The organism is Flectobacillus longus, from assembly GCF_030056705.1.
Taxonomy (GTDB): Bacteria; Bacteroidota; Bacteroidia; order Cytophagales; family Spirosomataceae; genus Flectobacillus; species Flectobacillus longus.
Genome location: NZ_JASHIC010000045.1, coordinates 31927 through 43548, shown reverse-complemented (window position 1 = coordinate 43548; position 11622 = coordinate 31927). Strand labels below are relative to the sequence as shown.

Here is an 11622-nt window from a genome sequence, read left to right as displayed (position 1 = left end):
TAAGAATCTTGGCAATTTCGGTCGGACTAAATTTGCTCCTTTTCATAATACTTACCTAAAGTTAAAAAATATCACACTTTTTAAACTTTTAATCCGTACTATTTTTGGGGAAGCTTACACTTACATATTGCCCTTCCCAAAAGGGAAATTTATGCCTCTCTCAAAAGTGTATCAGTAGTCATTAATAACTCGATTTTAAGCGCTTCAAGTTTGGGTGTGTTCTCTATCAACTAAAAAACAGACCTCCTTTAAATCGCTTTAAAAGAGGTCTAGGTGTTTATTCGGTAAGAGGATTTTTAGGGGAAATAAGTTGTACCAATATCTAAGGCTGCTACCAGCAGGTCTTTTTTCTTATCTCCAGTCACGATTGAATAGTTTTTTAGTTTCTGAAAGTTGTAGCACACACTTTTCATTTAAAATGTCTTGTGATTCGGAAGTGTATCTATTTATACCGTCAAGAGAAATGAAAATTTGTTTTTTGAACTGTGTGTATTGTGAAATTATTTTATCGACTGCCATATCTTCTACATTCTTGAATAAAACTGAATCGTGAATCAGAAAGGGAAGGTTAGTCAATTTAAAAATTGCTAAGTCGAATTCAATTAAGTCTGCATAGGATTTGCCCGTTCCTGTATTGGAAGAATGATCATATTTAAATGCTTTTCGGCTAAGTGAAATTCTCGGAATCTTTTTCTTTTCACTATGGATTTCCTTATTTATTCTAACTAGTTCTGAGTTAATTTTAGTCTCAATGTCCTTAAGAATATTCTTGATTGTTTCGTCAAGTGAAAAATTTAAAGTTTTCACTTCTTGAATTACATCTTCTCTCTGCTGATAGAATTTATTTGATTCTTTAAGCCTATTGACCTGAATGGTCAAGTCGTATATTTTCTCAACAATGAATTTAGGACTTTCTACATTTGACAATAGGCCTTCTATTTTTTTGTCAATTAATAAGGTTTGTACTTTAAACTCATTATTCTCCCTTTCCAACAATGTCTTTGTTGCTTCAAGTTCTCTTTTCAGTATTTTTGATATACTACTGTGAAAAGATTCAATTTCTTGAATTTTTTTCTCGTTAGGGTTCTCAAAGAATTCCGATAACCGATTGAAATATTTGTTCTTAACACTTGTGCTGCCGATGTTCAATTCTAAGCGTCTTATTTTATTTTGAACCTTTGCTTGGGCTTCAAGTAGTTTTTGTTTTTGGGTTTTAAGTTCAATCAACTCTTTATTTGATAGTTCTTCAATATTTAAAGTGAATTTTAATAGATTATTTTGAATATCAGCAATTTCATTATTCAACCGCTCTATCTCATTTTCGTTCTTTTGAAATTCTGTTTTAGTCAATTTTGGTGCAAAGTTCTTCCTAACCATACCAGCCAAAATTTTTTTTGATTCTTCTTGATCTTTAATTTGATTTGCAGTTTGAGAAATCACACTATGTAAGCCAAATAATTTTATAAGATTCTCAACCGAAATAGCTTCTGCTTCTTTGCTAAAGTTTATAATTGGTTTATCTACGTTGTAATTGTCTTTTTTCCAAATCCTTGAATATGGATTGACAGCTGCCCTGAAGGAAGATTCAAAGTTCACGTTATACAATAATTTCAGATTTGCGGTATAAGTATCTGTTGATAATTCGTTTATAAAGTTATAGTCTTGGTCGCAAATACCAACTATCTCACTTGATTCTGTTGAACGAGAAAAATAGTATGATTTGGAATTGAACTCAAACTTGAAATTAAAAGTTAAATGACCTAATTCCTTTATTGACCCAGAATTATTCTCAATAAATGAGTTGCCACCAAAAATGAAGTCAATAATCATTAACAAGGTTGATTTTCCTATTGAATTGGTTGAAAAGTTGTCACCCAAAACAGCGTTTAAACCGTCTTGAAAAACCAATGGGCTTTTAATGAATTTGTTACAGTTTATCTCTTTTAACATAGCGTATTATTTCTGTTTCAAAGTCAACTTCAATCATATCCAGTACGTACAAAACGTCTAATGACAAAATGAATTCGTCAGCGTTATTAAATTTTTTCTTAGTCTTAGAAAACAAATCGTGGATATTCATTTCATAACCTTCCTTTGCTTCCAAAATTGCTAACATTTTGTAAATGATAGAATCTTCAACTGATATATGTTTATTTGGATAAATCATTAGAATACTTCACAATTTTGAACAAAATAAGAAATCAATATTTCAGAAGCTTCGTCACTTGATTGATTAGCTCTTTTTGACAACCAATTAACCATTGAATCAAAAATTACTTTTTGGTTTATATCTTTATGTTCTTTACAAAGCAATAGATAATGAGTTTTGATTTGGGACGATATTGTCTCTGTGGTTAGTGGGGTAATTTTATCTAATTCAACAAACTTGGTTTTTACGATATTGAAGTAATCTTGAACATTTCGTTTGATTTTTCTTTTTGTTAAAGGTGTTATTGTGTTATTAACCTTTCTGTCAATCTCTTTCGGGTCATAAGCCAAAATATCTTCTTTAGTTAAGTCAACGTCTTCTTCGGATAGTAATTTGATTATTTCTACAATTTCAGACTCAATTTTTGTATCATTCCAAAGTAATCTGTCTTTTGACTCTCGTAATAATGTTTTCTTTATTGCTACTAGTTCTTTATATTCTTCTATAGTTCGTGGTTTATCAAACTTGGTATGACAGGAAACGCATAGGCAAATTAAATTTTCTAAATCATTAGGGTCAGTACTTAATTTTTCTTCGTCTTTTAGTAATTCTAGTTCTTCTTTTTTAGGGTTTAATGGGTAGATATGTGCTATCTCGAAGTTCTTCCTATTTTGTTTTTTTTTCTCATACATCAAAGCATTTGGGCATAACGGACACATTCCATCTACTTCAGTAAATAGAACTAGTTTGTCGTTTTCGGTAAATGCTTCTCTTTCTTTACTCATAATTTCTTATTTGGTGTCTGTCGTCTAAGCCTTGCTGGTAACTATTATATAATTGCAATATAATTGAATTTTATTTTGTCTATCCAATCTATTTTTTGTAAAAATGAAAATTCTGTAAGAAGTAATTGTTTTTTAACAAAAGTCAATATAACTACTTACCACATATTTATAAATAATAGATTCCTTATAGAAATTAATTGGAGTATTCCTAAGAGGGGTTAGTTAGATGAATAAATAAAGGTTGATATTTTCTCCAAAAAATGCTGGTTAAATGTTGAGATTAGAGAGAGTATTTAACTTTTAAATCATAGTATTTTGAGGGAACCTTACATAGGGATATCTAAATGTATTGGCTTATCTAAAATAACCGTAAAATAAAATTTCTACGACATTTGTGAATATATTCAAATCTATTTATAAATAGCAAAGTCAAGATTGAATATCTTTTATACCTACCTGAGAAAAAATTAGAATAACAATACATAAAACCCCAGACTAAGAATATGAAGATTGTAACAGTAATATCCATTTTTTTTCTTGTCATTTCTTTGAATTCATTCGCTCAAGTCTCTCAAGGAAAGATTACAGTTTTTAATACAACGTTGAAGGTGAAAGATATCATAGGTACCACAAATCTTTCTACTCAGAAGTGGTCAAAAGATCTCCCTAAGGTTTTGGTAAGGAATGAGGACTATTATTTAAAAACGATCGGAAGTTATCGTGAAGAATACGATGATTTAGATCCAAATAGCCTTTTCAATTTAGTGGACAAAGGAAATTATCCATTATTAGATGAAATAAATATGAGATTCTATGAGGAATTTGCAATTCCTAAGCTTAAAGGAGATAGCACAATAAATAAACGAAGTGACTTTATTAGTTTCTGTCAATCTTGGGAAAAAACTACAGATTTTAAAGACCGAAAATTATTATTATTTAAAAATGAATTTATTCAAATTGGCAAAGTAATTCAAAAAGAGAGGTTTCAATTTGTATATGCGCCTTACACCTTGAAGCAAAATATTAAAAGAAAGATTAATGCAAATCTCACTGCTGATATTAAGTCAGAATTAAAAGCTAATAATATTGAGGCAAGTGCATCATTGATAAATCATTTGAGTAGCATTGTGACGTCTCAAACTGAATATTCTGGAGTGATGATCATTGCTGAGTTTGAAGATAATTACATGACAAGACTAAAAAATTCATTGAATGGGTTATCAAAAGATAGATTAGGGAACGATGATTTTTCTATAGGATTGAGGTTCTATGGAGCAGAAGGAGGAAAAAGAGTTGCAACTACTGGACTAGTAGTATTTAAATTGAATGGAAAAATCAATAAATCTAGATTAGTTGAATCTAATTTGAAGTCTGATTTAAAAGCTAAATTTAAATTATTAACTGATGATCAAATTTCTGCCATTACTACTTCAATGAGTATTGGTTTTGTCAGAAAAGTTGAAAATTTATTTAGTGCAGATATCGAAAACATTTATATTAAAAGCTTTTTGACGTCTAAAAAGGTTGATCAAATAGCGCTAGATAACACCATCAAAGCACTGGTCACTGAATATGATCTCGGAAAAGACGATGGACGAAATATGGGTATTATAGGTGGTTCACTAGATAGATACTATGTAGAAAATGGAACCTATCCTTCTGATTTAACACAACTTAAAAGCCAAAAGGCAATTTCTGCAATAAATAAAATTGGTGCATTAATCGTATATAAGAAAGAATCAACAGACTCGTATATATTAACATTTGCAGGGGAAGATAGACAACTCAACACAGAAGATGACATAATTCAAAGAGGATATAAAGGAAAACCAGAAAAAAATAATTAACCGACTTATCTTTTTTAAGACAACTTCAATTATTGGCAACATATATTGCTCTCAAAGTTCAAAGATATTTTTAATTTTTTGTCCACATGGATATACTTTATAAATGAATCAACATAGTAAAGAAACCTTCGTGATTAGAGAATATCAAAATTTAAGGTTTACCCAAACAGTTGTAGGTTGGGTAAACCTTAAATTTAAAATACCTTTCTTACGTAGACATTTACTCACCACAAATGCTATTGTAATATGAGTAATTGGTCTGGTCGTTCGATCTTACTTTTATTCCATTTAAAAATATCCATGCGGCTCAAATTAACCCGCATTATATGCTCATCTTCTCCAATATAGTCAAAGATTATTTTGGAAAACTTCTATCCACCTAATTTTTCTGCTTTGACTAGAACATCAACCAAAGGATAAAATGAATTATTATATTCCCCAGAATTATATAATTTATCTTCAAATGCAAGAATTTATTTGGTATCACAAATTATTAGAGAACCTTTACCATCACTAAACCTTCTTGCACATTCTAATCTTCCTGTGAAGCTTGCTATTTTTCCATTTTTACTAATTCTGCTACATGAGCAAAATAGAACAGGTCTTGATTTGGGTAAATAATTTTTTAAAACAATGTCCCATACATCAAAAAATACCTTTCTTTTTTCTTCTGGCCCAGTTAGAATCCAATCTCCAATGAATTTTCTAGTTTCTTCAGTTATTTGAACATCTGATTCTAAAATGTCAATTAAATTTCGAGCAATTTCATTTTTTTGTAGAGCTGTCAGTCTGTAATGATATTTGTCTTCCATCCTATAGAGTGTAAATAATTAAAAATAAAAGCTAGCTTGTCTCTATTAGTCGTAGAAACAGTTTCTTAACTTTAAATAGCTCTTAGGGACTCTGGAAGCATTAACAAAAATGGCACGCATCTTTCCCAATGAAGTGCATAGTAGTTGAATCCTAATGCAATAGTTTTATAGTATTCAGGTCTATTGTCAAAATAGTATTTCTCAGAGTTGATAGACCATGCAGACATACCTAGTTTTGAAACTAAAAACCACTTTTCTAGTAACCTTGCAGACCTACCGTTACCGTCCATAAAGGGGTGAATTAGTGCCACCCAAAGGTGAATCATAGATGCATAATAGAATATTTCTTTATGAGTCAGCTTTTTCTTTAGAAGCTCTGTGATGTCTGAAAATAACTTGGTCATTTCTTGATTCACAAATTGAGGTTCTACAGCCAAATATACAGGTCTTAGGGTTGCTGAGTCTCTAATTCCAACTTGCTCTTTCCTGATTTTACCCCTCATATTTGCGGTGAGTAACGTTTTTGAAAGAATCTCATGTGCCTTCAAAAAATTAGCCTTATTGAGTATGTTCTCAGAGCAGAATTTATAGGCTTTTACCAAGTTCTCAATTTCTTGTACCTCCTTTTTATTAGGAGAGACTTTACTATCTCTATTTCTAAAGAAACTGTTAGCATCAAGGGTATTCCCCTCTATTTTTGAAGAATAGAGAGAGGATGCAATAATATAATATTCAAAGTCTTCTGTCGTGAAATTAGACTTTGATTTTAGCTTATCAGAAACACTCAACCAGTCCAAATTGGAATGAGAAGAGTATTCTTCTAAGTACTCAGATGATATTATTTTTAGGTTTTTTCCCATAGTACAAATATACCTATTGTTGACTTTAAAGAGAAAAATTATTGATTTGTTGAATAGAAAAATAGCCTCTGTATTTGATTGTTACCTACAATGTTCCAAAATCCAGTTATTGAGTATTTTAATATGTGATAGCATTTCCATGTCTTCTTCGATGTAAGGCAGTTCCTCGGGGACATTATCAGAACCAGCAATCGTATCTTCAAGCCCGTATTGAATTTTAAATGTACATTTTTCAAAGATTTTCAAAAACATTAACTTTTCAACTTTGGTGAGTTTCGCCATCTACAGGTGAATTAAGTTGCTACCAATTTTCAGAGCTCTACGTTGTGCCCGCAGAGCTGATCCGTTTGAAATTGGTAGCAAGAATGAAGTAAAATTGTCTAAAGTAGATACTTGCTTGGTACTATTGCTACCGAAAATGCTTACGGATTGGAATATTTGTATCGTAGACTACGGCATACTTGATGAACCAGTATGCTATAAAGAATGGAGACCAGATATAAATAGTCAGTCCAATAAAGTGTCCTATCATTTTACTTTGATTTGGATAGTCGAAAAATGGTTCTATACTTTCGACTTCCACACCAGACACTCGTAAAATCCAAATGAATGGCTCACAAACTATACCTATCATGCTTAAAAGCACCAGCATAGGCAATGGGAAAAATGTAAAGGCAATAAGTAAAATACAACCATACAGAAAAATGAATGGAGATAATATTACCCTGAGCAACAACTTGCCTGTACTTTGGTACGATTGCTTATTTGTCATTCTATTTTGCTTGTGTTTTTTTCTTGTCTGCTCTTCTATATTCTACTTGATTTTTGGCATAATATCTAAATTCTAAAACATTGATTGTTATGAAAAAAATACAAGAACAAAAAACTGACACATCAGTTTGAACAAAGAAAGTTAAAATGAAGAATATTGAAATTGATAGGAATACCCCTACAAAAGTCATTAAGTAAATTAAAATTGCCATTTTTAAGATTTTATAGTGTAGTGGTATCCTTGTTTATTCAAAGCAACTTAAGTTCCCAATCAATTTCATTAAGTCTTTTCTGAAGTTTTTCTTTCTCAAGACTGAGTCGCTTAATTTTTAACTCGGTTGGTTCTATCCATTCGTAGCTTCCCTCTGCAAAGCCTTTTGAATAATCCTCGGCTTCTTCTTTTTTTAGGAATTGTTGCCCACCAAGAAGTGTAAACACATCTTGTTTTTCGTCTGACCACTCGACATACGCCCAAAGGTATGTCTGTGAGTGCTGTCTAACTTTTCTGTGTATTGCCATTTTTATTATCAACCATTGGTTAGCCCTGTAGAGCGGCTGAGTTCTACAGGGTGTTTAGATTATAAATCGTCCTTAAAATTATCGTCGTTAAAGGTTTGTTGTAACATTTCGACTAGTAGTTCGTCTAGTTCCTCAAATTCTCCAAATATTCGTTGATAGCCAGATTTGTGATACCATTGTTCGAAAGTCAAAGCACTCAAAGAGGGTTTCCATTTGGCTATTTCAGTGCTTAAACGAGCATATAAATCTTGGTATATTGATTCTCGTTTTGCGGAAAGAGCATTTGAGAGAGCCATCGCTTCATGGATTTGAAATTTCATGATACTGGCGCCGTAGTCAGGTTCTTTGTATTCATACTCAAAATGTGAATGGAAGAGAGAGGCAACAATCAGGCTTGGGTCAAGTATCCAGAATGATGTTGAATTCTGCTTTTTATAATAAGCCTCTGTCATTCTCTTTTCACGATGAGTATAAGCCCTGAGGGCATTATACTCATGAAAGTTTATCATTATGCCTACTCGTTTCATAGGTCAATGATTTCGCAAGTGTCGTCTACATAGAATATCCAATCGTCACCCGCCTCATCGGTGTAGTACACTCTATTTCGTAGGTCATTAGCTTCGCCCACGTAAGTTCCACCAACCTGAATGTCTGAATTTGTACTTCTTTTGCCTTCAATGGCTAGTACTCTAAATCTTACTGCGTTCATGATATTTTTGAATTGAATGTGATTGGTTATTACTACTTCTTTGGTGTCAACTTATTTACAACTGTTAGAAATTTGTTGAAACCATCGATTCCCTGTAGGAGTTCATGTATGGTTTCAGCTAGTTCTTTTTTGTCTAGATCGTTTTCTTTTTTGAGCTTCTGAAGCTCAGTTCTTAGCTTGTTGATTTCGGACTCTTGCCTTTTGAAGGTTCGAATGATATGCTGAACTGCTTTATTTGCTGAGTGGTTAAACCTCTCGTTCATGACCTCATTGATGATTTCAACTATATCCTGATTTTCTCGACTGTTCAAATCTCGGAGGTTAATGATTTTGAGTTCCATTTTGCTACCAATATTTGATTTATGAATTGCTGTTGAGTGATGTTACAATACTTTTGCTACCAAATAAGATCTACAGAAGAAAAAAATGATAGTTTTCCTGGTTTAAATTGGTAGCAACTAGCGGACGGTTTTTTTCTGGTTATTATGATAGGAAGCACGATGTTTTGAGTTGCAAAATAGGCTTCCTTTTCTTTTGTCTTTTAAGTTTTCACCGCAGAAGTGACATTGTCCTATTGGTGTAAGATTTGATTCTAAGTCGATTGAGTTATCTCCTTCGTCAATGTCCTCTTGTTCTTCCTCTGCCAGATATTTTACGATGCCATTGTCAATTAGGTAGAAAAAGTCAACACCTAAATCCAAGCAAAGAAACTGTAGCCGAATAGAATATTTAGATTTCTCTGTATTGTTAATACATCCAAGGTATTTTCCGTAAGTGTAGATAATATCCTCACGTAGTTTGATAACTTGGCTATTCGTCAAATGACTGAAATTATCCATTGTCCTTGATGGTCGGTGGTTAACGTTGCTGGCTGAATGATTTTGTTCTTGCAGTCACTTTCTGAGTCCTTTAGAAAGCTCGAGTAATTTTGGGCACTCAGTCTGCTTGAAAAACTGATAATGTTACTTTGGTTTGAGAAATCGACATTAGCTTGTTGCTCCCAATGGTCTCTTAGCCTGATAAAAGTGATTCCTTTAGCTTTTGTGATGATGATGTAGTTCATGTGTAGATTGGGGTACATTGGGTTTAATCGTTCCTACAATATCCATGATGTCCATCTGAATATTTCCCTGAAACTGTTGTCTGGAGATACCTAAGAAATCTGAAAGTCTCTTTACAATTTGCGGAGTGACATTCCTTTGTCCCCTGAGCATTTTTCGGATATTCGAATTATCTGTATTCTCTCCGTATCCAAGCTCCTCTCTGATGATGCTGTAGAGCTTTCTTCGCTCAGAAAGAGGCATTTCTTTGTATTTTCGCTTAATCTGGAGTGGAATTGTTGTAGGATTTTCAAAAGCCTTCATGTGACCCGATATAAAGTGTTGTGACCCGTTTTTTAGAGTGGTGTTGAAAAGACTAATCTTTTTGTTTCGTTGTCGAATCGTGCAATTTCGCCCAAATCTTTACCCGTTTTAGGCTCTTTAGCGTAGATAATCGCAAGGTCAAAGCCACGAAACTTTTTTATCATATTCTCAGCGCTTTCGATGCGCTTGTTGAGATACTTATTTTGATAAACTTGAATTGGCGTTCCTTTGCTAGTGAGCGCAATGTTTGTCCCCGACGGCATTCTGTACTTGATATGCCATTCGGCAGTTCTGATTAATTCGTCCATTGTGATGATAAGTTGGTATTGGATATGAATGAGTAATATTTTTCTAGTGTTTCTGGGCTAGTTCTTTTTGATATTCTCTTAGCCCAGTAAAGAGATAACTCGCTAATTGAAAGTATTTTACCTTTTTGACCACGTGGTATGATACCAAATGCTAATGAATTCTTCGCTTTTTCCAATTCGTCCTCAAATCTTACCTCTATGAATTTCTTTTGCTCACGTTTGAGCCATACATGGGCGATTAGGAACCCACCTCTATCACGATACTTCTTCGAGAAGTAGTTAAGTGGCCAGTATGCCTCACGGTCGTACTTTTCATTGTGCTTTTTCACTAAATCTACCTCAGCTATCTTGGTCATACAGAACGTTTTCCAGTGGATATAGCTCTCAGTTCCGTTAAAGTGCCCAAATACATCACTACCAATCAATCTCTTGATTTTCACCTCAGTTTCACCGTTAAACTTCTGTTTAGGATAGAGGTTCTTTTTGGCATAGTTCCAGAATTCTGTGATTAATTGAGCCTTTTCATGTGGCTGAATCGGCTTTTCTTGAACTGGTTTGGTGGTTTTGTTGGGTAGGGGGGACTTAAACCCACCAAGGTGGCGATTGCGGAAGTATTCTGCTCTACCGCTAGAGTAGTTGTCCACATCATCGGTGTCGGCGGCGCCACTGGTTTCATTTTCCTTGTCATCTGTGGAACTTTCAAGGTTATTTTTTTGGAAAGAAAGGTCAAAGGGCTCAATTTGCTTTTTTTCCCTGTCAATTTCCCTGTGTCTTTCCCCGTAATTTTCTTGGGTAGATTCAACATCTACTGCTATATATGTATTGTTTAAATTTATCCTGTCTTTTAATATCGGAAAAGTTTGCCACGTCTGAGTAATTAGGATGTCCTTGGGTAGGACTGTTAAAGCCTTCAACTGAGGCTTCAAATTGACATCACCAAAGGCGATATAAAGGTTTGGAATGATTGTGTATCCCCCTGTCGAATTGTTGTCTATAATGTCAATAAAACGGGCATTTGACAGCCTAGCAAGGATATTGTAGATGTTTCTAGTCTCACATGAAATGAGTCTAGCCAGCTCTCTACGGGTAATATTAATGGATGGAATACTCTGACTATCAACCCATGTCGATGAATTGACCAGCTTGCGGAACATGGGCAAATACTTATAGAGAATCGCCTCCATCACTTTCTGGTGTGGAGTGCGAAGCTTCGCTGACAAACCTAGATATTGTAGGGCATTAAACTCCTGTGCAAGCGCATGGTATCGCTTATACACGCTTGAGCTTGTCTGCTCGAGCGTCTTAGGCATCCTTACGAAGTCTGTGTCAATCGACGATTTAGGTGAAAATAGATTCATATTCTGAGAAATGGGCAAAGTATCGCCACAGGTTTGGTCGTCACACTACTTTCTGTAGCAGATACTTCAATTTGCTTTTGTTGCCAATCAGGGGTTCGAACCCTACAGAACGCACCTAAATGGACATTCTGACACCGTGA

General features: G+C 33.8%; 16 protein-coding genes. 1 reads left to right on the top strand and 15 read right to left on the bottom strand.

Annotated features, from left to right (window positions below):
- Positions 1 to 351 precede the first annotated feature (351 nt).
- Genes QM491_RS24605 through QM491_RS24595 form a run of 3 tightly spaced genes read right to left on the bottom strand, consistent with a single transcriptional unit; the run spans position 352 to position 2934 of the window.
- The gene (locus QM491_RS24605; protein WP_283330217.1) at positions 352 to 1950 is read right to left on the bottom strand and encodes a DUF2326 domain-containing protein; all 1599 of its coding nucleotides are present in this window, start codon (positions 1948 to 1950) and stop codon (positions 352 to 354) included.
- Complete coding sequence (locus QM491_RS24600) at positions 1928 to 2167, bottom strand: ABC-three component system middle component 7 (protein ID WP_283330215.1); 240 nt, start codon at positions 2165 to 2167, stop codon at positions 1928 to 1930. Before QM491_RS24600 ends, QM491_RS24605 begins: the two co-directional genes overlap by 23 nt.
- On the bottom strand, positions 2167 to 2934 hold the full coding sequence (locus tag QM491_RS24595; protein WP_283330214.1) for an ABC-three component system protein: 768 nt from the start codon (positions 2932 to 2934) through the stop codon (positions 2167 to 2169). Before QM491_RS24595 ends, QM491_RS24600 begins: the two co-directional genes overlap by 1 nt.
- A gap of 503 nt (positions 2935 to 3437) precedes the next feature.
- On the opposite strand from QM491_RS24595, the gene QM491_RS24590 reads away from it, so the two are divergent.
- Complete coding sequence (locus QM491_RS24590) at positions 3438 to 4781, top strand: hypothetical protein (protein WP_283330213.1); 1344 nt, start codon at positions 3438 to 3440, stop codon at positions 4779 to 4781.
- Between the two features lie 473 nt (positions 4782 to 5254).
- Here QM491_RS24590 and QM491_RS24585 read toward each other — a convergent pair whose 3' ends face one another.
- The 12 genes from QM491_RS24585 to QM491_RS24530 form a co-directional block, all read right to left on the bottom strand.
- A complete protein-coding gene (locus QM491_RS24585) occupies positions 5255 to 5593 on the bottom strand; it encodes a hypothetical protein (RefSeq protein ID WP_283330212.1) in 339 nt (112 codons plus the stop codon).
- A gap of 71 nt (positions 5594 to 5664) precedes the next feature.
- The gene (locus QM491_RS24580; RefSeq protein ID WP_283330211.1) at positions 5665 to 6453 is read right to left on the bottom strand and encodes a Fic family protein; all 789 of its coding nucleotides are present in this window, start codon (positions 6451 to 6453) and stop codon (positions 5665 to 5667) included.
- 81 nt (positions 6454 to 6534) lie between these two features.
- The gene (locus QM491_RS24575) at positions 6535 to 6735 is read right to left on the bottom strand and encodes a hypothetical protein (protein ID WP_166580202.1); all 201 of its coding nucleotides are present in this window, start codon (positions 6733 to 6735) and stop codon (positions 6535 to 6537) included.
- A 127-nt stretch (positions 6736 to 6862) separates the two neighbouring features.
- A complete protein-coding gene (locus QM491_RS24570) occupies positions 6863 to 7225 on the bottom strand; it encodes a hypothetical protein (protein ID WP_283330209.1) in 363 nt (120 codons plus the stop codon).
- Positions 7226 to 7473: 248 nt separating this feature from the next.
- A complete protein-coding gene (locus QM491_RS24565) occupies positions 7474 to 7743 on the bottom strand; it encodes a hypothetical protein (RefSeq protein ID WP_283330208.1) in 270 nt (89 codons plus the stop codon).
- Positions 7744 to 7802: 59 nt separating this feature from the next.
- Positions 7803 to 8252 (bottom strand): hypothetical protein, encoded by a 450-nt coding sequence (locus QM491_RS24560; protein ID WP_283330207.1) that lies wholly within the window; start codon positions 8250 to 8252, stop codon positions 7803 to 7805.
- A 14-nt stretch (positions 8253 to 8266) separates the two neighbouring features.
- On the bottom strand, positions 8267 to 8452 hold the full coding sequence (locus QM491_RS24555) for a hypothetical protein (protein ID WP_283330206.1): 186 nt from the start codon (positions 8450 to 8452) through the stop codon (positions 8267 to 8269).
- Positions 8453 to 8484: 32 nt separating this feature from the next.
- The gene (locus QM491_RS24550; protein WP_283330204.1) at positions 8485 to 8793 is read right to left on the bottom strand and encodes a hypothetical protein; all 309 of its coding nucleotides are present in this window, start codon (positions 8791 to 8793) and stop codon (positions 8485 to 8487) included.
- A gap of 117 nt (positions 8794 to 8910) precedes the next feature.
- A complete protein-coding gene (locus QM491_RS24545) occupies positions 8911 to 9291 on the bottom strand; it encodes a hypothetical protein (protein WP_095160482.1) in 381 nt (126 codons plus the stop codon).
- A gap of 195 nt (positions 9292 to 9486) precedes the next feature.
- Positions 9487 to 9816, bottom strand: coding sequence for a helix-turn-helix domain-containing protein (locus tag QM491_RS24540; RefSeq protein WP_283330203.1), 330 nt, complete (start codon positions 9814 to 9816; stop codon positions 9487 to 9489).
- Between the two features lie 32 nt (positions 9817 to 9848).
- Positions 9849 to 10124, bottom strand: a complete 276-nt coding sequence (locus QM491_RS24535; protein WP_095160485.1) for a hypothetical protein — start codon at positions 10122 to 10124, stop codon at positions 9849 to 9851.
- A complete protein-coding gene (locus tag QM491_RS24530) occupies positions 10112 to 11434 on the bottom strand; it encodes a hypothetical protein (protein ID WP_283330202.1) in 1323 nt (440 codons plus the stop codon). Before QM491_RS24530 ends, QM491_RS24535 begins: the two co-directional genes overlap by 13 nt.
- Between the last annotated feature and the right edge of the window lie 188 nt (positions 11435 to 11622).